The sequence below is a fragment of the Daejeonella sp. genome (assembly GCF_030695525.1).
Lineage (GTDB): Bacteria > Bacteroidota > Bacteroidia > Sphingobacteriales > Sphingobacteriaceae > Daejeonella.
Genome location: NZ_JAUYSS010000042.1, coordinates 27,471 through 52,946 on the forward strand (window position 1 = coordinate 27,471; position 25,476 = coordinate 52,946).

Genomic DNA, 25,476 nt, shown 5'->3' on the forward strand with positions numbered 1-25,476 from the left:
CGGTTCAGACAAACAGAATTATTCTCTAAGTCCATTCATTTCTAACAGGGTGCAAAGACCTGAACCTCAAATAATGCCGCAGGAACATTGTCTGAAGGATGTTCCAGGTAAATTCGAATGGATGAAGTACTTAAAACCTCATCCAATATTACCTCATTAACATTCTGATAATTTCCTGCTTTTTCAAAGATCAGCTTACCTTCAGCATCCAATATTTTGTAGTTTCTGACTGTATGAGGCACCACACGCTCAGGATGAACCCTCAGGGTCGACTCAAGTGGATGGTCAAAATCTGAATCGAAAAATAACACAATCCGCCTGATCTGAACTGTTTTATTCCAGCTTAAGGTAACATAAGGATTTGCATCAATAAGATCGGCTACCCAGGCATTAGCAGCATTTGTCGGACGGCAGAATCCATTAATCAGGTTAGAAACGCTGAAAGGCTTGAGCGCAGCAGACAGTTTAAATGCCAGATTTTGGGCTGCAGGTCGCCTTGATGGAAGCCAGAATTCAAAGGAATCGATTCCGATCCCATCAGGCGGCAACTGTACCCCACTGGTAGCTACAGCTTTATTATAGCGGTTCATTAACATCATGGTTCCGCTAAGGAACATCTTGCTGGTTTGAACTGAAACAAGCTCATTTTTTATAATACAGAGAAAAACATACTGTTCCTCCCCGATTATATGATCAAAATCAATACTTAATGTGCTCATTCCCGCGGCAACAGAAATTTCACGGCTCTCAAGGATTATTTCGGGGGTATAATTGATTTGTTTGGCACTAACCCGTAATTGCAGCCTTAAACTTGTGCTCTCCTCTGCATCAATCTCAAAACAGATCTTTATCTGATCTCCAGGAGAAACTGGCAATAACTGAGCAGTAGAATATTCAAGTTTCTGCCAGGTTCCATCAGCTTTTAATTCTGTAAGTATAAATTCAGAACTGGCGCTGAGAACTGCTTTATGCGCTAAATTTGTCCTTTCCGGCTCCAATCCGGGAATAAAATGCCCCCTTTGCATCAGTTCCTGCCTCAATTCCTGAACTTTTTCAGAATTGGCGAGGTTTGAAGGAGTGATTCCATTTCTCAGGCAGTATTGGGTAGCTAAGCCTAACACTTGTGCCGAATAAGATACAGTAGCCATAACCCTGGCAGAACCGAATGCGACATGACTTGCACTGATAATCCTGCCTGCTAACCAAAGATTTTTAATATTTTTACTGTACATGCAGCGAAGCGGGATCTGATAAACCCCCTTAGAATGCCATTGATTACAGCCCGGCCGATCACTGAAAACCCCGTCGGCGGGATGCAGGTCCAATGACCAGCCTCCATAAGAGACTGCATCCTGATGCTCCCGCTGTTCCACAACATCCTTTTGAGACAGAATATAATCGCCTTCAAAGCGCCGGCTCTCCCGCTTACCCGGAATGTGTCCAACCCATTCCAGTGTCAGGTTTTCGGCTTCAGGATATTTCCCTGAGTTTTTAACATGATCCCAAATTCCATAGATCACTTTCCATAATTCCCATTTAATTTCTTCGGTCTGATGAATGGTATCGAGTCTGCCCCCGTATTCAAGCCACCAGAGTTTGCAGCCATGATCACTGATGTCATATGAGCGGTATTTAACAATCGAAGAAACGTCTTTTAAAGCGTACGAAGGCGCAGTAAATGTAATTGGCCTGCCGGCATTCTTTGTAAAGAAGTAAATGGAATGCCCTAATAGTTCTCCGTACTCTTTATCTGGTGCAAAACCCTCGTCAAATTCATCTTTAGACTCCGCTCCCATCCTGAAAGCGGCACCTGCCTGAAAAGCCACTATCCCATCACCGGATGCATCACAGAAATAAGGTGCTGATAAAATATAGCGTGTCGAATTCTGGCTGCAAAAACCTATAACCTCACTGATCACATCATCAGCCGATTTTACAACTTCATAAACCGCAGTATTTAAGAGGAGTGTTAAATTCTGCTCATTTTTCACCTTTTCCAGCAAAATAGTATCCAGTATAATTGCATTTCCATCCGGGTTACGGTACATATTGTCGATCAGAATTTCACTCAATACCCCACCTTCCCTCGACCAGCGATTATTATTTCCCATACTGGAAGTCGCTCCTAAAATCCACAATCTCACTTCACTGGATGCGTTTCCACCAAGTACCGGTCTGTCCTGCACCAGAATAACTTTTAAACCCTCCCTTGCAGCAGCAATAGCTCCGCAGGTTCCTGCAATACCACCTCCAATGAAAACCAGATCAGCATTCATTCGGAGCTCAAAAACTGAACGACCGGTGGAGGAAAATTCACTTTTAATCATAAATTATTTTAACATTTATAAACATACTAGTCTTTAGAATAGAATACAATTCTTCTTGAGGCCCTCCATGGGATGATTGCGAGAACAAAAATCAGTGCCGCTATCGAAGCCAAAAGACCAAAATTATCTCCGGTAATTAAGCCCAGAATCAATAAGAGAAATGCTGTAAATGCGAGTGCAAAAGCAGTGATTTTCAGACCAAATTTATTTTGCTGTAATGATTCACTGATTTCTTCCTTTGTTAAATTTGCCTGTTGAGTCTTTCTTGAGCTTTTTTGAGCTTCAAATTCCAGGTACTGCGGACTGAGATAATTGGCATAATAAGCCCTGATTTCATTGCCTATAAGCATCAGCAGCGGTACACCCACCCCAACCAGCATTTCCTCTGCCCGGCTAAGCTTGAACTCAATTAGGAAGGGTAAAATAATTTTAAAGATCAGATTAATTCCCAAACTGACATAAGTGATGATCAATGTGGCTTTTCCGCTTAGCCTTTTGGAGAACAATGCCCAGATTGGTGGAGCTAAAATGGGACCTCCGGTAATTGCTCCTACGCTGATGGTCACATTCACCAAGCCACCGATATAAGGCACCATGAGCGCAATGGCGATCATTCCGAGACCAATTGTCCAGGATGACAATCGGGCAACCCGCATTAGTTTTCGATCGCTTGCCGCCGGATTAATCCTGCCTTTGTAAATATCATTTGTAAATACCGCTGAAACAACATTTAAGGTTGTATTTGCGGATGCAGAAGTTGAAAAATACATTCCGGTGAGCATTAAGCCTAATAATCCGGGAGGGAGCACCAATTGACAGATCATCAAATAAGCATTTTCTGTATCCAGACCAATCAGAGAGGGATTAATGGTCTTGTAAATCATTGGCGGCAGCATCCATAGCACCGGGCTGATCAGATACAAACCCGCAAACAGATAAGCTACTTTTCTCGCTGATTGGCTATCTTTAACACTGGTATATCTTTGTACGAATGTCCAATTACCACCTATATAGAAAATATGATAAAGTGTAAATGCTATAATAAATCCCAGGGTAAATTCCCCATTAATCAGTTCAAAAAAACCTTCCTGTGCATTCGCCTGAAATTTTGCGAGGCCTCCTGCTGCATCAAATGAAAGTGGAAGAATAATTAGTACAGCGGCCATTAATATCACAAACTGAAGGATATCAGTCACCATAACTGCCCAGAGTCCGCCAACAGCAGTATAAGCGATCATAAATAAGCCCAGCACGATAGTGGAAGGCATTAATGGATAACCCAAAGAAGCGCTGACAAGCTTTGCAACCGGATACAATACGGTTCCTTTAATGAATAAAGAAACCAGCATAAAAATATAGATATAAGTCTTTTGTACCTGTAGACCAAGGCGCTCTTTGATAAATTCTGCCGCGGTAAGGTTACCCGTAGATTTCCATAAGGGAGCAAGATACATCCCGCTGATCAGAGCCCCAATACACATAGTCCACTGGATTGTAATTGCAACCCATCCGTATTTATATGCTATTGAACCCCAGGCTACGAATGTTCCTGCAGAGAAAAAACTCATGAAGAGCGATAATCCTCCAATAAACCATGGGACAGACTCTCCACCTGCAAAAAACGATTTTAAATTAATTCCTGTCCTTGCAAACACAAGGCCTATGCATAATACGAATGCCGAAAAAACAAAGATGACTATGGTATCTATATTTGGACTCATAATTACATAATATATCAGTTTGAAATGCCTTCAATAATTTAAGATGGCAAAAGCAATCTTATTAAACACTTTTATAAATGTATTGTTAAGATTAAAACTTTGTCCTAAGCCTGCAAAAAAAATATTTATAGATTTATAAAAAAATAAAAAATGATCAAAGCAATTTCCCAAAAAATTTTATCCTTCATTTTCCTACTCACCTGTTCAATAGCTGTTTTCGCTCAAAATGAAAAAGCTGAAGCGGATTTGCGTGAAATCATGAAAAAGCTAGATGTGGTAGGACTTTCTGTTGCCGTAGTAAAAAAAGGCAATATCATTTATAGCAATTCTTTGGGTTTGAAAGATATCGGGACAAAAGCCCCACTTTCGGATACAGATATCTTCCGGATTGCATCCATATCCAAGTCATTCTCAGCAACTTCCATCATGCAGTTGAGGGAAGCCGGGAAGCTTACACTTGATGATGATTTCAGCGATCTTGTAGGCTTCAAAATCAGGAATCCGAAATTTCCGGATAAGGTAATCACATTGAGAATGATCCTATCGCATACATCAAGTATAAATGATAGTCAGGGTTATTTTACGCTTGATGCTATTAATCCTTCCAAAAACCCGGATTGGGCTAAATGCTATAGCGACTACGCCCCAGGTGCTGGATACAGGTATTGTAATTTGAATTATAATATGGTGGGTACGGTTATTGAAAAGCTTAGTGGTGAACGCTTCGACAATTATGTTAAAAATCATATTTTAAATCCACTCGGACTTTATGGGGGTTACAATGTAGACTCGCTGGATGCTAATCGCTTTGCGACCCTGCATGAATATGATGCCGCAACGAAGACATTTAAACCCTCCCCGGCAGCCTATAATCCAAGACGTGAGGAAATCAGAAATTATGTAATGGGCTATACAACCCCGATTTTCTCACCAACAGGAGGAATGAAAATCTCGGCCAGTGATCTGGCAAAATACATGAGCATGCACATGAACATGGGTAAATATAAAGGCAAAAGAATTATGTCGAAAAAGAGTGCAAAACTAATGCAGACTAAAGTTGCTGATGAAGAAGGATATGCCCTCGCCCTGACAAACCTCGATGATTTCATACCAGGAAAAATGATGGTTGGGCATACCGGTTCAGCTTATGGATTATACAGCGCGATGTTTTTCCATCCCAAAGAGAAATTTGGAATTGTAGTGATAACCAATGGTTGTAATCCTACTTATACAAAAGGGATAAATGATGTTTTGAGGGCTGGGGTGAATAGTTTGTATGAGAATTTTATTAAGTAGTATCAAGAACCAGGTATCAAGAATCAAGAGCCAAGAACCAAGAACCAAGTATCAAGACTAAATCCTTGTTCATATTAAATTTAGGTTTCAGACTTACGAATTTACCTAAGCATCATGAAAGTTAAATTCGTAAGTCACTTACTAATATCTAAGTATCAAGATCCAAGAACAAAGACTAAATTGGAGTTCAATGAAATTTTATACTAAAGGATATTGGCTATTACTAAGCATTTTAAAATTCGGATAATTTACTAACCAACCAACAAAAACCAACCAACAAAAACCAAACTGCCTTTTCTGTAAAATATAGGATAGAAACACCCATTACAATTTCTTTTCAATAGACTTGTAGGGTATGATTTATTTCCCTATTCAGCAAAAACAATAAAAACCCTTTAAAATGACTAAAATACTTCAATCATTTCGCAGACTAAAAATGTCAAAACTCTATATTTTTGTATTGTTAGCTGTGTTTTTTGCTGCATATGGATTTACACTTTACCAAACGCCTAAATTGCCTCCGGGTGATCCGAATAATGCAGGATTGGTTCTCCCCGACGGATTTGAAGCGCTGGCGGTGGTCGATAGCCTGAAAGGTAATGCAAGGCATCTTGCCGTAAACAGCAATGGTGATATTTATGTCAAAACCCGTCATCATGCAGTTACTGAAGGTTTCGGTAATGTGGCTTTGAGAGATACAGATGGTGATGGCAAGGCAGATATTATCACTCATTTCAACAAATATGAAAGCGGGCAGTATGGAACTGCGATGAAAATCCATAATGGCTACTTATATTATAGTTCTACACTGATCGTCTATCGTCAGAAGCTTAAACCCGGCCAATTGGTTCCTGATAGTAAGGTGGATACGATTGTAATTGACAGTCCACCTGTTCACTCACACCAAAGTAAACCGATAGCTTTTGATGGAAAAGGTTATATGTATGTGGGCTGGGGTGCTGATTCTGATGTTTGTTCCGACAAGCGTCCCGGTTCTTTGGGAGTAGGCAGACCGGATGCAGAGATTCCCGGAGAGGGTTGCCCTCATCTCATCGATCATGCTGGTATCTGGAAGTTTAGTGAGAGTAAATTGAACCAAACCCAATCCGAAGGTCTTAGATATGCCACAGGGTTAAGAAGTATTGTAGGTATGGATTGGGACAAAACCAGTAATTCACTTTATGCTGTTATACATGGAAGAGACTTCTTCAGAATGCTTTGGCCAGGGATGTTCTCTCCATGGGAAAGTGCTATGCTTCCTTCTGATGAATTATTTAAGGTGCATAAGGATATGGATGGTGGCTGGCCATACTATTATTATGACCACATGAAAGGGAAGAAATTATTAAATCCAGAATATGGTGGTGATAAGATTAAAGAAGGTAACGGAGCTAAACTCACCCAGCCGGTAATGGGCTTCCCGGGCCACTTTGCACCCAATGATATATTATTTTATAAGGGAAACCAGCTTCCTGAACGTTATAAGAAAGGCGCATTTGTAGTTTTACATGGCTCAACCATCCGCCAGCCTTATCCTCAGGCCGGATATTTTGTAGCTTTCGTTCCAATGGTAAACGGAGTAGTAACAGGTCCATGGGAGGTCTTTGCAGACGGTTTTATACAAAATGATCCGGTTTTAACAGCAAATACTGCAGGTTACCGCCCGATGGGAATAACCGAAGGGCCTGATGGTTCATTGTATATCAGTGAGACAGAAAAAGGAAAAATCTGGAGGGTCATGTTTAAAGGAGATAAAACAAAGTTCGGAGCTGCTCAACTGGCAAAAATGGTTGCCCGGAAGAAAACAGCAAGTAATATTAAAGATCCGGATCCGATAAAGGATGACCTTGACCGTGGTAAACCTGTAGTGGCTTCAGCTGTATACACCATGTATTGTGGTGCCTGCCATCAGCGTGACGGGAAAGGTGATGGTGGTAGATTTCCTCCATTAAATGAATCTGAGTGGGTGAACGGAGATAAGACCAGGCTAATCAATATAGTTCTTAACGGGCTTTCTGGTCCAATAACTGTAAAAGGATTACCATACAGTGAAGCCATGCCTGCACATCGCAGCTTCCTGAATGATGATCAGGTAGCCGAGGTATTGACCTATATCCGCAAAAATTGGGGTAATAATTCGGATGCAATTAGCCCTCAGGAAGTTGCAGTAGTTAGACGATCAGGTACTAAATAATTTCATATATATCTTAAAATCGTGTTGAAAATTTTCATCAATCGAAAGAAATCTCTGTTTTGTGCTGCAGTATTTGCAGTCATTTTAACAATCTATGGCTTTACACATTACTCTAAGCCAGCCTTACCTCCGGCTGACCCAAATAATGCCGGACTCTTTTTGCCTGATGGCTTCGAGGCTTTAGCAGTGGTTGATAGTATAAAAGGAAGTGCAAGGCACCTCTCGGTAAACAGCAACGGTGATATTTATGTCAAAACACGGTTTCATGCCCGTACTGAGGGATATGGCAATGTGGCTTTACGCGATACTGACAATGATGGTAAGGCAGATATCATTACCCATTTCTCAAAATATGAAAGCGGTCCATTCGGAACTGCAATGAAAATCCATAATGGATACCTGTATTTCAGCTCAAACCTGATGGTTTTCCGACAGAAACTGATTCCCGGACAACTATTGCCAGAAAACAAAATCGACACAATCGTGATTGATAATCCCCCGGCTCATATCCATCAGGGAAAATCCATTGCTTTTGACGGTAAAGGATACATGTTTGTAGGCTGGGGAGCAGGATCTGATGTCTGTGCAGACGGAACTCCGGGTTCCAAAGGTGAGGGAAAACCGGATGCTGTTATTCCTGGTGAAGGCTGCCCCCATCTGATCGACCATGGTGGTATCTGGAAATTTAATGAAAATAAACTGAATCAGGTTCAATCTCAGGGTTTGAGATATGCCAACGGAATGCGGAGTGTGATCGGTATGGATTGGGATAAAAGCACTAATTCTCTGTTTGCAGTAGTACATGGCAGGGATTATTTGCACATGCTCTGGCCAAAACTTTTTTCTCCATGGGAAAGTGCTGTATTGCCTGCCGATGAGTTATTTAAGGTAGATCAGGGAATTGATGGCGGATGGCCTTATTATTATTACGATCAGATCAAAGGAAAGAAATTATTAAATCCTGAATACGGTGGTGATAAAATCAAAGAAGGGAATGGAGCAAAATTAGCTAAACCCCTGGTAGGTTTCCCCGGACATTTTGCCCCGAATGATCTCCTATTCTATAAAGGAAATCAGCTTCCTGCACGATACAAAAATGGGGCATTTGTTGTTCTTCATGGTTCTACAATCCGACAACCATACCCACAGGCTGGTTATTTTGTGGCCTTTATTCCAATGGTAAAAGGTGTGGTTACCGGACCATGGGAAGTTTTTGCTGATGGTTTTATTCAAACAGATCCTGTCGTGACTGCCAATGCAGCCGGGTATCGCCCGATGGGAATTGCCGAAGGACCTGATGGTTCTTTGTATATCAGTGAAACAGAAAAAGGAAAGATCTGGAGGGTGATGTTTAAAGGCGATAAAAGCAAATTCGGAACTGCCCAATTAGCTAAAATGGCGATCCGTAAGAAAACTGCGAGCAATATCAAAGATCCTGATCCTGTAAAAGATAATCTTGAACTGGGTAAGCCTGTGGTTGCATCGGCTGTTTATACCATGTACTGCGGCACTTGCCACCAAAAGGATGGCAAAGGAGATGGAGCCCGCTTCCCCCCTCTTGAAGGTTCAGAATGGGTAAATGGTGATAAAAGCAGACTGATCAAAATTGTATTGAATGGTTTATCGAGACCAATTACAGTCAAAGGCATTCCATACAGCGAAACCATGCCTGCACATGGCAGTTTTCTGAATAATGAACAGGTAGCCGAGGTATTGACCTATATCCGAAAAAGCTGGGGAAATAATTCGGATGCTGTTACTAATGCTGAGGTTGCGGCATTGAGGTAGTAAGAGAAACAAATTAAGCCTAATGAAATGAATATCAATAAATTATGCAGAGATATTCAATAGTACGAATTTAAAGATAATTCTGTATTCTGTTTAAAGATTGATTGGGCATGGCAAGACGGGGAAAGATCCTGTACCAAACCCTCTGCTGTTTCTACGAAGCTGATTTTAATAATTGCTCATCGATAATTTAAGTCAGAAAATTCATCTTACCAACCAATATAATTTGGCGGACTCAACATATTTAAACGTAAGTAAACAATTAATTGAGCTCTATGATGTGTTTGATGATCCTGAATTAAATTCAGAAATTGAACCTTATTTAACTTTCTGCCTGAAAACGGAAATTCTTTAGACAATGATTCTGACCTTACATTCATAATTGCTTGACCGGCAAATTCATAGGCTCCTGAAATAAAATCAATTGCCTGACCCTTAGTCATATTTTTGGCAATAACTGATTGCTTTGCATTTAAGTCCGGAGCTTCAATTATAAATGTAGATGATAACCAGTAAAGGTTTTTCCCTATGTGAATAATCTGCTCCTTAAAGCTCATTTCATCAACAACAGGCTTGAAATCATACATAGATTCAGGCATTAATTCCGCAACCTTCAAAGTATATTCTTTCGCATTTTTCAATTTTTCAGCATGGCTCTGAACAAGTAATTTCTGATCCTGGGCCATAGATTGAAAGGAGACAAGCAATAAACAAACTAAAAATTTCATTTCTATTTCAATTATATACAAGCAAACATAATCACTAAATCAAGGTTTAGCTTTTGTTTTTAAAAATATTACTAACTCTCGTTTTAATCTATTTAATATTTTTTTGGTAAGGTAAAATTGGATAATATGCATCACCACATTCTACCTCCCCACCACCGGATTTCCGATAAAAAATCGTAGCAGGCTACGAACCTTGCCCTTAATCGTATGAATCAGCCTCCAAATTACAGATGTTCTTTATAGATTAAGCTTTGACAAATCCTGTCAGATATTCAAGAATCCGGAAATAAGTAATACTGGCCGTTGGAGACCAGACAATAGACTTAGACATTACTTTTTCAAATAACGATCTTTAACATCAGACATGATACTGGAATGAGAGATACCTTCTCCACGATCAATCTCATCTTTAGCATTTTGTATTGCATGCTTTACTTCAGCCGGGAGCCCGGGCCAATAATCTTTTTCTGAAAAACCAACTAATGATTTAATTTCATTAAGTAAGGCATCATCATTACTCTGAATAATCCTCTCAACTATCCTATATTTTAATGCAAAATCCATAGTTTAGTCGTTTGAATAAAGATAGTAATTAAATTTTGACAGGTCAATCCAAAGCAGATAAATGGACTTTAATGATCAAATATTTTACTTCTTATATCATTAAATCAGGCCATGGAATATAGGTATATTTTACTTTTAGGTCTGGATGGATTTTGCTGCTTGCTTCGCCAATTATTTATAGGCTTCTCAAATTGCCTTTGTTAATTATTCATCCTACAAAATCGTCTAAACTATTATTCGCAGATTCATTGTACCGATACTCGCATTCAGTTAAATTAAATCAGAGAGACGAATAAGACTATTTGTTCAATCAACAACAAATCTGTAACAAAACCTAAATCAATTAAGCATTGTAAACAATGCTTTGCATTTATGTAAACGATTGTTTACATTTACGTAATGATCCAAATCCAATGCTTTCAACAAATTCGAGAATATGAAATGTTCAGAATTACTGAGATTACTAAAGAAAGCAGGGTGGATCATTATTAGGGAAGGTAAAGGAAGCCATAAGATTTTATCACACCCGGATAAGCCTGGCATAATTATTACATTTCCTGATCACGGATCAGATGAAATGGGTAAAGGCTTAGCTGAGAAAATTAAAAAACAAGCCGGGCTTAAATATGCTTTGATAAAATAGTAATATTAAATAAACAGTCTCTGCTTACTGTGAAAAGTAGACGCATATCCCGGCGATTGGGATTCAAACATATGCATTTACAAGATGTAAAGCATACAATTAGCCAGGCATCGGCAAAATTATGGCAGCAAAGATCGTATTCATCGTTGAAAAGACTTCAACCGGTTTTTCAGCATTCGCCCTAGATTTCGAAACTTATCCTGTGGGCACAACCGGAAAAAATTTTACAGAATTAAAATCAAACATTATTGAGGCTTTAAATTTACATAATGAATACCAGGGCTTAAAACAGTTACCGAAGATGATGTTACAATTCAGGTCGATATACCCCAATTCTTTGAGTATTATAACGTGATCAATGCCAAAGCTTTAAGTGAAAGGATCGGCATTAATCCAACTGTTCTCTCTTTGTATGTAAATGGGCATAGAAAGCCTTCAGCAAAACAGGTCTCAAAAATTCTAACAGGGATTAAAGAAATAGGTAAAGAATTATCAAGTCTTGACATTGTAATGCCGATCTAATAATGGATTGAACGACAAATAATATGATTTATACTTAAATAAAAGTCCATGCCAGCATCCTGCTTGACTTCTGCCCCTGTTTCATATCAATCGTTCTTACCTCTTTTACTTCCAAAGTTTCAAGTACTTTATAACAGGCTGCCAAAGTTTCTTTTTTAGAAACCAGGGATGTAAACCATTGAACCGATTGGGCAAAACGGGCACTCTCTTCAATCATCCGCAAAAGAAAACCTTCCTCCCCGCCTTCGCACCATAATTCTGCATTTTTACCACCAAAATTCAGGTCGATTCCATCCTTTTTATCCTTACCAAGATTTTTCCATTTTCGCGCGGTCCCTTCTGCGGCTTCTTTCATTGACGAATGAAAAGGAGGATTACAGATAATTAAACTGAATTTTTCTCCCGAATGAATTATATCGGTAAATATTTGATCTGAAGAACGTTGCCTACGGATACTTATGAATTTTGACAGTCCGTTGGCTTCAATAATGTTTGTTGCAGAACGGCTGGCAAGCTGATCGATCTCTGAGCCTACAAAAGTCCAGCCATATTCATAATGGCCGATCAGAGGGTAAATACAATTTGCTCCAACCCCTATATCCAGAACTTTGATATGTTTGCCTTTGGGAAGCTTTTCATCTTCTCCAATCAACAAATCTGCAGCATAGTGAATATAATCAGCTCTTCCGGGTATCGGCGGGCATAGGAACCCATCCGGAATATCCCATAAAGCAATATTATAAAATTGCTTGAGCAGAGCTTTATTCAATGCTTTAACTGCATTTGGATCAGTAAAATCAATAGAAAGATCCTGAAATTGGTTTGTAGAAACATATTCTGCAAGTTCAGGGCATGCCTTGATCAGTTCCGGGAAATTATATCTAAGCCTGTGCCTGTTTCGGGGATGAAAACTATCTTTTTCTTCAAACAGGGATTTCTTTTTGGGCATTCAGCTAAATTATCTAAATAACCTGAATTGGCTTATAAGGAAGGATAAAATAATACGGTTATAATTCGTCAGATAAGGCTCTGGAGTCATAAGAATTTTATTTTTGAAAGCAATACCTGTGTGTTATAGGATGGTTCAGCCCTTTCCTCCGGAGTAGTTCCGGCAAGAAAGCGCGTTCTATTTCAAATTACCAATAGCCGGAAGCTACCTCCTTCGGCAAGGTTTATTTTACCCAGAGTTGTATTTCATAGGAACGGGCAGCCCTACATAAGAACACTCTGACTCTATCTAAATTGAAATTCCATTCTCTTCCAGGTCTGTACTATCATCAATATCACTGAGCTCTTCAAGTAAGGCATAAGAAATACCCTGATTAATGAAATCATCGATTGTTTTTGCAAAAACCTTGTCAGTACTCCAGGGCTTGTTGATAAACAAATCAGGGTAAAATTTAGTTAATCCAAGCAGATAATAACCTCCGTCACTTGCAGGACCAATAACAGCTGCATTAGATTCCAGTAAAGCAACCGCTTCCTCAAGAGTTTCTGTTTTTAACTGTAAACAATCACTGCCAATGATGATAATCCGGGTAAAACCCTGATCAAAAAGCTCTTTGAAAGAATTTAGCATCCGCTCTCCAAGATCATTTCCATTTTGTTTTCTTTTAGTATAGCCTGGAACGCTCCAAAGGTCATAATCACTTACTTCATCAGCATAATAAATAAACTTTCTGAAACTTAAGCCTCTGGTAATTTCAAGGGTATGCTGAAGCAATTGAAGATAAATTGCAAGAGCCCGTTCATCGCCAATATCCTTTGCCAGACGTTTTTTTACCTGCCCTGAAATTGGGTTTCTGACAAAAATCACTAAAGCGGTGGTATTGAGCATGGTCATTTAAATTGTAAGGCTTCCTCCACAGCTGGATCCTTCGCCGGCGGTACATCCAAAGCAATGTTGTTTTACGACAATATTTCTGTATTTTAGTATCTCATAATCAAAATCTGAGATATGCTGACTATTTTGAGCGCTTACTTTAAGGTCAAGCATCTGATTAAAATCGCAATCATACAAATATCCATCCCAACCTACTGAAAGCGTATTACGGCACATGAGATTCTGAACTGAGGCAGGATTAAATGCGGAAATCAGTTTATACATATACCTTTGGTAGTTTCCGGAACTCAATAAATAATCAAGATAACGGCTTATCGGCATATTTGTAATCGCGAAAAGCTGGTTAAAAACGATACCATATCTTGATGCGAGTTCTAATTTGTATTCTTTTTCAAGCGCAACTTGTGATGGAGGGAGAAAAGCTCCTGCCGGATTGTAAACCAAATTCAGTACTAACCCACTTCCCTCCTGTCCGTATCCTACATTATTAAGCATTTGAAGGGCCGTGATGGAGTCTTCAAAAACCCCATCCCCACGCTGCCTGTCTGTTCGATCCCGGGTAAATCCGGGCAGTGATGATACTACTTCAACCTGATGCCGTTTAAAGAACTCCGGCAGATCATGGAATCGTTTATTAGCAAGAATGATCGTCAGATTACATCTCACGATAATATGCTTACCTAATTGCTTTATTTGTTCTACAAACCATCGGAAATCAGGATTTAGTTCTGGAGCCCCTCCGGTAAGATCAACGACCTCAATATCAGAGTTTTTAAGTATATCCAGGCATAATTGCATCGTACTGCGGCTCATCATTTCCTTTCTGTCAGGTCCTGCATCTACATGACAGTGCTTGCAGGTTTGATTGCACATTTTCCCCAGATTCAGCTGCATGATATCAATGCCCGAAGTCTGAAGTGGACGCATACCGCAAAGCCCTAGTTTCTCATTAAAGGTCGGATGAAAACTCCCTATGGAATTTTCAAGTACTTCCAGCTGATTTTCCGAATCTGCTAAAGGATGATGTAAAACTTTTAATGATTTAATCATAACATATTACATTCCAATTTCTTTGACCTTGTTCATCATCTGTACACTATGAACAAGAACCGCACCACCTTTAATTGCGGAAGCCACATGGACCGCTTCCATCATCTGTGCCTCACTATAGCCCTTTTCAAACGCATCACTACTGTAAGCATCAATGCAATAAGGGCACTGAACAGCATGAGCAACAGCTAATGCAATCAATGATTTTTCCTTTGCTGTTAAATGGCTGTCTTTAAAAACCTCTCCATAATATGAAAAGAACTTATCGGACAGCTCTTTCTGATATTCAGCGATATCAGCAAATTTGCCCAAATCCCCGGCATTATAATAATGATTTTCCATTTTCTATACTTTTTTATTATCAATTTAGGTAATCGACCCAGGTATTCAAGAAATATTTGGCTTTAATTAAATCAGAGAAATTATCAGACTCCTTCATGCTATGAGATGCTCCATGCTTATTACCAAATCTTTAAGATAGTAAGATATAAGGATAAAAATCCCTGATGAATTCTTGAAATCAAGAACAGGCTCTATCTCAGTCTATTATTTTTTATTTACAATCTCCTATTTGAAATTGATGCTCAGTGATGAGGTAATTTTGAATTTTTAACAAAAAAAGGACGGGATTGCTCCCGTCCTTAAACAAAATTTACAGATTTTTTACCCTTTAATTAGGAACAATATCAATTATTACTGTTCTGTTGTAAAAACGTTCTTCAGGTAAGTTATTCTCAAATGGCGATTGACTTGGATCTTCACCATAACCAATGGTATCATATCTTACATTTCTCTTGCCTGCAGCGTTCACAGCTCGCTCAATGATTTTCTGAGTCTGCATCGCTCTGCTTTCTGACAAGGTGTTGTTATATTCTTCAGATCCAATGATGTCGGTATGGCCATGAATAATAACTCTTGAACCATCTGAAATCAGAGGCACAACCGTTTCGACAATGAATTTTTCATAAGAATCAACCGACTTTGTCTTGTCAAAATCGAATAAAATACTAAAGCGATATGCTTTTTCTAAGGTCTCCGTTTGACGCTCCAGACGGACCGTACTTTCTTTTCTGATCGTTAGACCATTTTGGGTCTCACCGCTCATCACTACTTTATAATTACCTTCTGCACGATTACCTAATATATCCTTACCCGGAATATTCACCACTTCTCTGGTGTAAGGGCCAAATCGCTGGGTACTACCCTGATCGTTTGAAATATCCATTGACCAGCTTTTCAGAACTTCTCTGGCTCCTCCTACCTGGAATACCACATGGCTATCCATTGGATCAACCTGGATTGCATCAATGGTAACTGGCTTCATCATCCCACCACCAACTTCAAGCATCAGTTCAGGGGAAGAACTCACTATATCCACACGACGGTCTCCCTCACGTAGCAGGGTTAGCTCTTTGCTACCACCCGGTTGTTCCGAAGGAATTAAAGGCTTGGTACGACCATCAGTCGTAATCCGGTTCCCATCAATACCAAACCTATCCACAAGATAGTATTTGATCGCTTCTGCGAATTCTTTGCCTTCCCTCGCACCTTTCATTGATGCTCCGCTCAAGGAAATACGGGTTCCCGGATTTGACCGCATTCGGTCGCCCGTGATATTCAAAATATTATGATATACATTCAACTGCCTTGCAGAACGTCCGGTCATACTTTCAGTTTGAACACTTTGTAATTGTACCTCCCTGAATGAATTGGCCTGATCTTTACTCAGCATCACATAGCGATTTGGTATCTGGCTTGATCCTTCATCAAAAAATACATAGTTACGCAATGGAAGGGTTTCACTTACCTGACGCTTCAATGGCACATATTTAGGTGCACGAACGCTAAAGTTAACATCACGAACAGGTGCCATAACCTGTGCTGCTTCCTCTATAATTGCAGCAGCTTTACCTTTTCCGAATTTAAGTGCTACACCTGCCCTAAGTGTGGAAACCGACCAGCTTTCAATCGTACGGGTATCCTGTCCGAAATAGGGATGGTAAGAAACAAAAGGTGATAAAGCCACTTTATTTTCATTGCTGACTGGAGATAGCTGGAAATCATATCCAACTCCAATCTGACCTGACAAAAGTGTTTTACGTATGGCACTAAATTCACCATCCGTATCAGGTTGTTTCTCCTGAGTGTACCAGAATTCTTTATCAAAATTGAAGGCTACACGAGGACCTGCAAAAAAGTAAAAATTTGAAGTGGGTGAACCTAAACGTAAGTTCGGTTCAATTGTCCAATAGCTAAGGTTTGTTTTAAGGGTAGCCGGGCAATCACATGGTGCAATCACATTATCGAATTTACCACCGCGTCCGTCATATCCCAGGTTTAACATAAAACCCCAAACTGGTCCGGGGCGGTATTCCATCAAAATGGAACCAAATGGTCTGATTCCCTCACCTTTATGAAAGGCTGTTGGAACAAACAATGAATTATTCATTCTTTGGGTTGTTCCATCGTAAAAATTGAAGTTGGCCGCTCCCGACAGTCCGAACCACCAGGTTGGCTGCAGATTCTGAGCCTCGGCCTTGCTTTGGGCAAAGATGATCATCAAGAGTAAGATGGTCAATCGCTGCATTATTTTATTTATAGTTGACATGAGATTTTGCTTTAATATGTTGTGTAAAATATATCCTTTATAAAATCCCCCAGTCAGAGACGGGGGGATTTATTGAATTTTTATGGCTTAAGTACTGTACTAGCATTCAATGTCACAGCAGTTTGTGCCAATAACCTGCCAGTAATCTTTGAACCAGTATTCATAGAAATAAGAGTCTTACTCAGGATATTTCCACTAACATCAGCGTTTGAGCCAATAGTAGCCTGTCCTGATACCACCCAGAAGATATTCTTGGCTTGTGCTCCACCTAATAATGTAATTTTCGCATTATTATTTATCGTCAGGTTTTGTGCAATCTGGAATACCCAGGTATCATTTGGACCACCTGTAAGAGTTACACCGGCACTGGTTACTAATACACCAGTACTCCATTTGTAAAGTCCCGCAGTAAGTATCCTTCCGCTGATATTACCAGCATAAAGATCTACAATCGGAGCCGGGGTAGTCAGGCCGTTTGCGGTAGTAAATGCAGTTTCCATATCACTTACAGCCGTAGTCATTTTAGCAGGTGTTGGAGCTGCATAATCAGATGCGTAAGCTTTCCCGATAACTATTGGGGTGTGTGACGACTGACCATTAGTATCCATAATCAAACCAAAGCCTGTCATTGCCGTTGCTGCTGCCGGACTGACACCAATATCTCCAGTAATGGATGTAATACCGGTTGTTGAGATCCCTGATTTAGTCAGGATTGCAAAATCTCCGGCTGTTCCAAGATTAACTGCTGTTGGTCCAACTCCCGGAAGTGCTGTGAAGTTAGCAGTGATGTTTTTATTGGCATTCATGTTCACAGTCAGAGGATTAACTGAACCTGTGGCATCTCCGCTCCAGGATGAGAAAGCATAACCTGCAGCCGGTGTAGCAGTAAGCACTACGTTGCTTCCACTAGTGTAAGTAGGCTGATCAGCAACTTTTGCAACCGAACCATTCACAGCATTCACTGTAAGAGTATATTGATTTGCTGGTATAGCAGTGAAATTTGCAGTGACCGTTTTATTACTCGTCATATTAACAGTAATAGGATTGGTTGTGCCGGTAGCATCTCCTGACCATGAAGAGAAAATGTATCCTGCGGCTGGTGTTGCAGTTAATACAACATTAGTTCCATGATTATAAGTAGGCTGATCCGGCGCTTTTGCAACTGTACCATTAGCTGAAATCACAGTCAGTATATAGGTATTTATTGCGAAATTAGCGACCAGGTTTCTATTTGCAGTTAAAGCGAATGTATAATTCGGACTGGTGGATAATACTGCTCCACTTGCCAGATCCGTCCAGTTTGTAAAGTTATATCCAGTATTTGCCACAGCGCTTACTGTAACTGAAGTACCGGAAGGATATGGACCTTCACCATCTGTTGTTCCGCCTGCAGCAGGACTTGATGTTAAAAGAACTGCAAATTGAGCTGCTGGAATTGCCCTGAAATTAGCAACAAAGTTTCTGTTAGCATTTAATGTGAACTGAATGTTTGAGCTTGTAGATACCCTTACACCATTTTCAGTCCAGTCAACAAATGTATAACCCGGGTTTACCCTTGCTGATACGGTGACACTTGTGCCTTGATCATACGAGCCTGCGCCGATTGTTGTTCCACCTGCGCTTGGGAGGGCAGATAATATCACAGCAAATCGATTAGGTGGAATCACGTCAAAATTAGCGATGAGTGTTCGGTTCCCATTCATAGTGAACTGATAACTGGCACTGGTAGAAATAGCCGGACCATTATCAGACTCTGTCCAGTTAAGGAAGGTATATCCTGCCGCCGGGACTGCATTTACTGTAACCACAGAGTTTTGAGCAAAAGCCCCGCCTCCTGTAGCTGTTCCACCTGCTACCGGATCTGCTGATACCGAAAGTACCGGAATGGTCGTAAAGGACCAGACATAATCTTCAACCATAGCCGTACGTAAAGTATCTGTAACCGCCTTACTTATCGTTCCGGTATAGGTAGTAAATGGCAAAAGATCCACATCCGGATCAAATGTAAAAACAGCTGCATCTGCTGTAGGTGCAATTTTTCCTGTAATCACAGTGGTGCCCTGTTTTATAACAAATGTTGAATTGTTAATAGTCGAGGCCTTCATTATAGTATTAAAAGTTGCGGTTATTACCTTATTTAGCGGCACATCAACAGCTTTATCCATTGGATCGGTTGTAACCGTCGGACATACTCCGATCACCTCCCCTGTAAAATCATCCTTCTTACATCCTGCAAGAAAGGCCACAAAAAGTAAAGCCATAAAAGCTATGGATTTGCTGATTGTATAATAGCCTTTACTTTGACGCAGTTGAGGACTATTACTAAAAACAGTAATTTTTTTGTTCATAATAGGTTTTTTATAGATTTTGTATAGTCCTATAGCATGAATTTAACAGACCATAGGACAATACAAACCTACGTCAGCAGGCAAATATGGCTGTTATATAATTCTGTAAATTAGTTACACAATTCACACATTCTGATGCAGCATAGGGCTGCTTACAGTCATATTTTTGTATTGAGAGGGGGTGATTCCTGTTACTTTTTTGAACTGTGACGAGAGATGCGCCACACTGCTGAAGTGCAGTTTCCAGGAAATTTGAGTTAGGGTTAACTCATTGTACAAAATCATTTCTTTTACACGATCGATTCTGATTCTAATAATAAATTGTTCAATAGTAGAACCAGTAGTTTCAGAAAATATATTTGCGAGATAGGTGTAATCAAAATCCAGCTTATTACTTAAATAATCCGAAAAATTCGTTTTAAGCGGTGCGTCAAAATTATATACCAATTCAATAATGGTATGCTTAATTTTTTCTACTAGTATGATCTTTTTGTTATCAATTAATTCAAGTCCGGAACTTTCTAATGCTATCTTGAAATCATGGAGCTGCTCAATGCTTGGAGTGTTAATTGTTTTAACCCTTCCCAGTTCAATTTCATGACAATAAATTCCGAGTTTTTCAAGCTCGAGCTTAACTAACATCTTGCAGCGGGTGCAAACCATATTTTTTATAAAGATCTCCATCGACCTTTATAACGCAAAGGGAGTGCCTAGTAAAATGTATAGCTATTCAACTTATTCAAAAAGCCATAGGATGGAGTGATAATTTACAAAAAATGATTAATCTTTTAATTAAAAATTAATTATATTATATTTTTCAATATATAATTGAACTATAATTAAAATTTGCGTTTTAAATTCAGAAGAATATGCAGACACCTCCAATTTTAAATATTGCTCATTATAATGGAAATTGTGTATTGATTATACTAAACATTTCCATGGATGAATTGATAAAATCATAAAAACCGAAAAAATTCCTTACTTCAATCCCCCCAACCTTCGAAATACGGAAATGTTACTTTGCTCGCTGCAATCTGAAATCGGGCTCTTCAAGTTATATAATATTGAATAGAATAAAACAAAGAGTTTAGTCCGCTTCCAGCTTGAATATCTGCAAACATTGATATAACAAACGAATTGGGAAAGCGATTGGTATATGAATACTATATTTAGATGCTTAAACTTATCAGCAAAAAATTAGCTAATATTTTTAACCTATTGCACACGATTAATTCATCAAATTAATTAAATTCATGCTTAGGTTAACGATAGAAGTTCAATCAATTGGTCGGCAAACTTGTTTAATAATTCAGAATCAGAATAAATGGAAGTTTAAAATATGAAAATCAGATCTGCCCTTGTTGTTGCTTTTTTATTGGCAATAACTATTCAGTCCTATGCACAAATTGCTGGTAAGTGGAGTTTAGAAAAGGCTAATATCTGGCAAAAAGAGAATCCATGGATCAATGGGGCTAATTTTATTCCCAGCACCGCAATCAACCAATTGGAGATGTGGCAGGCTTCCAGTTTTGATCCCCAAACTATCGATCGTGAACTTGCTTGGGCCGAAGGGATCGGCTTTAATACCATGCGTGTATATTTACACAGTCTGGCCTATAAACAAGACCCTGTGGGCTTTAAAAGCAGGATTGATCAATACCTGAGAATTGCCGATAAACATAAAATGAAAACCATTTTTGTATTTTTTGACGATTGCTGGAATAAAATAGGAGTCATTGGGAAACAACCCGCACCAAAACCGGGAATTCATAATTCTGGCTGGGTGCAGGATCCCGGCGATCCGAATTATAAGGAGACTGAGAACTTCCCTGCACTCGAAACTTATGTGAAGGATGTCATGCGTCATTTCGCAAAGGATAAGCGTATTCTTCTATGGGATTTATACAATGAGCCGGGAAATTCGGGTAAACTGGACACTTCCCTGCCGCTTTTAACGAAAGTTTTTGAATGGGCAAGGCAGGTCAATCCCGACCAGCCCATATCTGTTGGGCTCTGGAGATGGGATTTTGAAAAACTGAATGCATTCCAGGTGCTGAATTCCGACATCATAACCTATCATAATTATGAGGCACCAGAATGGCATAAAAGGGTCATACAATTGTTGAAAACACATGGCAGACCTCTGATCTGTACAGAATTTATGGCAAGGACCAATAATAACACTTTCGTCAATACGATGCCCATGCTACAAAAAGAAAATATTGGTGCAATTAACTGGGGTCTCGTATCCGGCAAAACCAATACGATTTATGCCTGGGACAAACCCATTCAGGATGGAGCACAGCCTGACCTGTGGTTTCACGACATTTTCTGGCCGGATGGAAGACCTTACCGGAAGGAAGAAACTGATCTTATCAAAAAACTGAATAAAAAATAAATACCAAACCTGATATAGGGATTAATTTTTGTGGGCAAACTATCCTCCCATAATTTTATATATGAGCATAAAATCGATTAATCCGGTAAACGGACAAATAATTCAAACATATCAAGCGCATACTTCTGCGGAAGTCAGCAAAATCATTGACGGCACACATCAGTCCTGGGGAAAATGGAAAGAAACACCCATGTCTGTACGCAGTTATCACTTACATATTGTGGCTGGTATCTTGCGCAGCAGAAAGGAAGAACTCGCGACACTTATGGCTCTTGAAATGGGTAAACCCCTGCAAGGCGGTCGTGCAGAAATTGAGAAATGCGCAGATGTTTGTGAATACTATGCTAAAAATGCAGAACAATTCTTAAATGATGAACCTGTTGATACCGAAGCCTCAAAAAGTTATATAAGTTACCAGCCATTGGGAATTGTATTGGCAATCATGCCCTGGAATTTTCCATTCTGGCAGGTTTTTCGTTTTCTTGCCCCGGCCCTGATGGCTGGTAATGCTGCATTATTGAAACATGCTTCCAATGTTTTTGGTTGTGCAATTGAGATTGAAAATATAATTATTGAGGCAGGCTTTCCTCAAAATCTCTTCAGCACACTGCTCATCCCGGGCAATGAAGTAGATCAGGTGATTGAAAACCCTTTGATTCATGCGATTACCCTTACTGGAAGTACTGAAGTGGGTAAAAAAGTGGCAGCTAAAGCAGCTTCCTTACTCAAAAAATCAGTTCTGGAACTTGGTGGAAGCGATGCCTACCTTATTCTTGAAGATGCTGACCTCGAGCTTGCTGCTGAAGCCTGCGTAACCAGCAGACTTATAAATAGCGGACAAAGCTGCATTGCAGCCAAACGGTTTATTGTATTAAAGTCCATTGAAAAAGAATTTACTGAACTTTTCAGACAAAAAATGGCTGCAAAAGTTATGGGCGATCCGATGGATAAAAATACGGATATCGGCCCTCAGGCAAGACCCGATCTCAGGGATGAACTGCATCAGCAAGTACTAAAGAGCATCACACTGGGTGCTAAATGTATTTTAGGCGGAGAAATACCGGCAGGAGCTCATTCCTTTTACCCTCCTACCATACTCACTGAAGTAAAAAAAGGTATGCCCGCCTATGAGGAAGAACTTTTCGGACCGGTGGCAGCAATTATTTCGGCAGCCAATGAAGTAGAGGCCATTCAAATTGCGAATGACAACCCATTTGGTTTGGGTGCTGCAGTATTCACAAGAAATTTAAGTCGTGGAGAGGAAATAGCCTCCCGTCACCTGGCAGCAGGTTCATGCTTTGTCAATGCCTTAGTTAGATCAGATCCAAGATTACCTTTTGGAGGGATTAAAGAATCAGGTTATGGCCGGGAGCTTGGATTGTATGGTATCCGGGAATTCGTAAATATTAAGACTGTCTACATTAAATAATGATGTAGCGAGTTCAGTCAGACATGATAAAGCAGCCAGAGTTGCACATTATAGATATTCTATAGCCATGCTCAAAATAATCAATAAATCCTTAATAACATTACCAGCCATGTTGGGGCTGGTAATGTTGATTTGATTAAGAGCAGCATAATTCTATAGAACTACATTTCTATGTTTTAATTACATATTGAATACTTGTTCTAATTATACTGTTCCAATTAACAGATATTTAATCCAGCCTGAAGGATATTTTACAAACACAGCCAAAGGTGGTTACATTACCATCTTTTACATGGGCTTTAATATCCTTCACATACACCGAGTCAATATTTCGGATAGTTTTTGATGCTTCTTTTACCGCCTGGCGGACTGCATCATCAATACTAATTTCAGAAGAAGCAATTACTTCAATAACCTTTACAAGTGTCATAATTATTAATTTATAGTTTAAAAAACATTAATAGTGTTTAAATAGAATTTTGGTCTTTAGCTGAGCTGAAACATGGATTCACCGCAGTATTTTTATCCGGGCTTCAATGCCACAATTTCATATAACAAAATCAATGCCGCTTTAAAAGCTGCTTTGGATTTTAATCCCATTTCGAATTACAGGTAGCTAGCGGAAGGACCTAAACGAACTCCCTGTAAACCGGAAATTCAGAATCTCATAATTTACCTCACACTGACTATCCTTATATTATACTTTTCGCTTAAAGCCCTATCTTTGCAAATAATTTCAATAGACCCGACAGTGGTCAGAATAGTACAATGAGCAAAAGAGGAAGAGTATTGGTTGCAATGAGTGGTGGAGTAGATAGTTCTGTTGCTGCAGTTATGTTGCATGAACAGGGTTATGAAGTAATCGGCCTGACCATGAAGACCTGGGATTATGCTTCATCCGGTGGCTCCTCAAAAGAAACGGGTTGCTGCAGTCTGGATAGTATCAATGATGCCCGGGCTCTTGCGGTTGCCTATGGCTTTCCACATTACATTCTGGATATCCGTTCTGAGTTCGGTGATTTTGTGATCGACAATTTCGTAGATGAATATATTGCAGGCAGGACTCCTAACCCCTGTGTATTATGTAATACCCATATCAAATGGGAGGCTCTGTTAAAACGTGCTGATAAGCTGGATTGTGAGTTCATTGCAACCGGACATTACGCCAATATCCATTTACAGGAGAATGGCCGATATGTAATTTCTAAAGGAAAAGATGAACATAAAGATCAGTCTTATGTGCTTTGGGGTGTATCTCAGGAAAACCTGGCCCGTACTCAGTTTCCTCTGGGAAGCTTTGCAAAATCTGAAATCAGGCAGATGGCTAAGGATATGGGACAGCTGGAACTGGCCAACAAATCCGAAAGCTATGAGATTTGCTTTGTTCCAGACAATGATTACCGTGCTTTTCTTAGGAATAAGGTTCAGGATCTCGATGAACGTATCGGTCCCGGCAACTTCATGCTTAGCGATGGCAGCATCGCAGGGAAGCATCTGGGTTATGCTTATTATACTATCGGACAGCGTAAAGGACTGGGTGTAGCCTTTGGCCACCCTATGTTTGTAACACGAATACTACCCGAAAGCAATACTGTCATGCTCGGCACGATCGAAGAGCTTGAGAAATCGGAAGCTCTGGTTAGAAATATCAATCTTGTAAAATATGCAAGCATACCTGAGCCTATGGAAGCCATTAGCAAGATCCGTTACAAGGATTCCGGTGCTATGAGCACTTTGACACAAGAAGGTGATATGATCAGGATTAATTTCCATCATTCAGTTTCAGGAATTGCACCGGGTCAGTCGGCAGTTTTCTATGAAGGAAATGATTTAATTGGGGGTGGCTTTTTGGTCTGATCTGCTTCAGCAGATCACTAAAGTTTGGCTAATTACGAGCGTAAAACAAGTTAGACAGTGAATGTATTGGGTTATTTTTTGCACTTTGCTGTTTCTGTTCCATTGCAACGAAGTCGGAGAAATTGATTCTAACTGAATCAGTCCAGCTTATGGCCTT

20 protein-coding genes are annotated in these 25,476 nt (G+C 39.7%); 8 read left to right on the forward strand and 12 right to left on the reverse strand.

From position 1 onward, the window contains the following. Positions 1 to 41 precede the first annotated feature (41 nt). Complete coding sequence (locus tag Q8S11_RS09290; protein WP_305661812.1) at positions 42 to 2,327, reverse strand: FAD-dependent oxidoreductase; 2,286 nt, start codon at positions 2,325 to 2,327, stop codon at positions 42 to 44. A 26-nt stretch (positions 2,328 to 2,353) separates the two neighbouring features. Further along, positions 2,354 to 4,048, reverse strand: coding sequence for a sodium:solute symporter family protein (locus Q8S11_RS09295; protein ID WP_305661813.1), 1,695 nt, complete (start codon positions 4,046 to 4,048; stop codon positions 2,354 to 2,356). Positions 4,049 to 4,198: 150 nt separating this feature from the next. On the opposite strand from Q8S11_RS09295, the gene Q8S11_RS09300 reads away from it, so the two are divergent. From Q8S11_RS09300 to Q8S11_RS09310, 3 genes are all read left to right on the forward strand, one after another. Further along, positions 4,199 to 5,344: a serine hydrolase gene (locus Q8S11_RS09300; protein WP_305661814.1), complete on the forward strand. Its 1,146-nt coding sequence runs from the start codon at positions 4,199 to 4,201 to the stop codon at positions 5,342 to 5,344. 400 nt (positions 5,345 to 5,744) lie between these two features. Continuing rightward, complete coding sequence (locus Q8S11_RS09305) at positions 5,745 to 7,538, forward strand: c-type cytochrome (protein ID WP_305661815.1); 1,794 nt, start codon at positions 5,745 to 5,747, stop codon at positions 7,536 to 7,538. A gap of 21 nt (positions 7,539 to 7,559) precedes the next feature. After that, positions 7,560 to 9,326 (forward strand): PQQ-dependent sugar dehydrogenase, encoded by a 1,767-nt coding sequence (locus tag Q8S11_RS09310; protein ID WP_305661816.1) that lies wholly within the window; start codon positions 7,560 to 7,562, stop codon positions 9,324 to 9,326. A gap of 209 nt (positions 9,327 to 9,535) precedes the next feature. Here Q8S11_RS09310 and Q8S11_RS09315 read toward each other — a convergent pair whose 3' ends face one another. Continuing rightward, a complete protein-coding gene (locus Q8S11_RS09315; protein ID WP_305661817.1) occupies positions 9,536 to 10,054 on the reverse strand; it encodes a DinB family protein in 519 nt (172 codons plus the stop codon). Positions 10,055 to 10,384: 330 nt separating this feature from the next. Further along, positions 10,385 to 10,618, reverse strand: a complete 234-nt coding sequence (locus Q8S11_RS09320; RefSeq protein ID WP_305661818.1) for a hypothetical protein — start codon at positions 10,616 to 10,618, stop codon at positions 10,385 to 10,387. Between the two features lie 436 nt (positions 10,619 to 11,054). On the opposite strand from Q8S11_RS09320, the gene Q8S11_RS09325 reads away from it, so the two are divergent. Further along, positions 11,055 to 11,261 carry a type II toxin-antitoxin system HicA family toxin gene (locus Q8S11_RS09325; protein WP_305661819.1) on the forward strand — a complete coding sequence of 69 codons (207 nt, stop codon included), beginning with the start codon at positions 11,055 to 11,057 and terminating at the stop codon, positions 11,259 to 11,261. Positions 11,262 to 11,612: 351 nt separating this feature from the next. Beyond that, on the forward strand, positions 11,613 to 11,783 hold the full coding sequence (locus Q8S11_RS17850; protein WP_371135147.1) for a helix-turn-helix domain-containing protein: 171 nt from the start codon (positions 11,613 to 11,615) through the stop codon (positions 11,781 to 11,783). A 34-nt stretch (positions 11,784 to 11,817) separates the two neighbouring features. Here the strand turns inward: Q8S11_RS17850 and rlmF are convergent, their stop codons facing one another. The 7 genes from rlmF to Q8S11_RS09360 all read right to left on the reverse strand — a co-directional run bounded on the left by rlmF (position 11,818) and on the right by Q8S11_RS09360 (position 20,274). Continuing rightward, positions 11,818 to 12,732 carry a 23S rRNA (adenine(1618)-N(6))-methyltransferase RlmF gene (gene rlmF / locus Q8S11_RS09330; protein ID WP_305661820.1) on the reverse strand — a complete coding sequence of 305 codons (915 nt, stop codon included), beginning with the start codon at positions 12,730 to 12,732 and terminating at the stop codon, positions 11,818 to 11,820. 288 nt (positions 12,733 to 13,020) lie between these two features. Then, on the reverse strand, positions 13,021 to 13,620 hold the full coding sequence (locus Q8S11_RS09335; protein ID WP_305661821.1) for a TIGR04282 family arsenosugar biosynthesis glycosyltransferase: 600 nt from the start codon (positions 13,618 to 13,620) through the stop codon (positions 13,021 to 13,023). Positions 13,621 to 13,626: 6 nt separating this feature from the next. Continuing rightward, positions 13,627 to 14,676: an arsenosugar biosynthesis radical SAM (seleno)protein ArsS gene (gene arsS / locus Q8S11_RS09340; protein ID WP_305661822.1), complete on the reverse strand. Its 1,050-nt coding sequence runs from the start codon at positions 14,674 to 14,676 to the stop codon at positions 13,627 to 13,629. A gap of 6 nt (positions 14,677 to 14,682) precedes the next feature. Beyond that, complete coding sequence (locus Q8S11_RS09345) at positions 14,683 to 15,018, reverse strand: arsenosugar biosynthesis-associated peroxidase-like protein (RefSeq protein WP_305661823.1); 336 nt, start codon at positions 15,016 to 15,018, stop codon at positions 14,683 to 14,685. Between the two features lie 328 nt (positions 15,019 to 15,346). Then, on the reverse strand, positions 15,347 to 17,284 hold the full coding sequence (locus Q8S11_RS09350; RefSeq protein WP_305661824.1) for an outer membrane beta-barrel protein: 1,938 nt from the start codon (positions 17,282 to 17,284) through the stop codon (positions 15,347 to 15,349). 80 nt (positions 17,285 to 17,364) lie between these two features. Continuing rightward, positions 17,365 to 19,632, reverse strand: a complete 2,268-nt coding sequence (locus Q8S11_RS09355; protein WP_305661825.1) for an ice-binding family protein — start codon at positions 19,630 to 19,632, stop codon at positions 17,365 to 17,367. Between the two features lie 123 nt (positions 19,633 to 19,755). Next, the gene (locus tag Q8S11_RS09360) at positions 19,756 to 20,274 is read right to left on the reverse strand and encodes an AraC family transcriptional regulator (RefSeq protein WP_305661826.1); all 519 of its coding nucleotides are present in this window, start codon (positions 20,272 to 20,274) and stop codon (positions 19,756 to 19,758) included. A 700-nt stretch (positions 20,275 to 20,974) separates the two neighbouring features. Here Q8S11_RS09360 and Q8S11_RS09365 point away from each other — a divergent pair. Continuing rightward, the gene (locus Q8S11_RS09365; RefSeq protein WP_305661827.1) at positions 20,975 to 22,033 is read left to right on the forward strand and encodes a glycoside hydrolase family 2 TIM barrel-domain containing protein; all 1,059 of its coding nucleotides are present in this window, start codon (positions 20,975 to 20,977) and stop codon (positions 22,031 to 22,033) included. A gap of 61 nt (positions 22,034 to 22,094) precedes the next feature. Further along, positions 22,095 to 23,462, forward strand: a complete 1,368-nt coding sequence (locus Q8S11_RS09370; protein ID WP_305661828.1) for an NAD-dependent succinate-semialdehyde dehydrogenase — start codon at positions 22,095 to 22,097, stop codon at positions 23,460 to 23,462. A gap of 229 nt (positions 23,463 to 23,691) precedes the next feature. Here Q8S11_RS09370 and Q8S11_RS09375 read toward each other — a convergent pair whose 3' ends face one another. Further along, positions 23,692 to 23,892, reverse strand: a complete 201-nt coding sequence (locus Q8S11_RS09375) for a dodecin family protein (protein WP_305661829.1) — start codon at positions 23,890 to 23,892, stop codon at positions 23,692 to 23,694. Between the two features lie 338 nt (positions 23,893 to 24,230). On the opposite strand from Q8S11_RS09375, the gene mnmA reads away from it, so the two are divergent. Further along, entirely contained in the window at positions 24,231 to 25,319 is a 1,089-nt protein-coding gene (gene mnmA / locus Q8S11_RS09380) for a tRNA 2-thiouridine(34) synthase MnmA (RefSeq protein WP_305661830.1), read from the forward strand. The last annotated feature ends 157 nt before the right edge of the window (positions 25,320 to 25,476 follow it).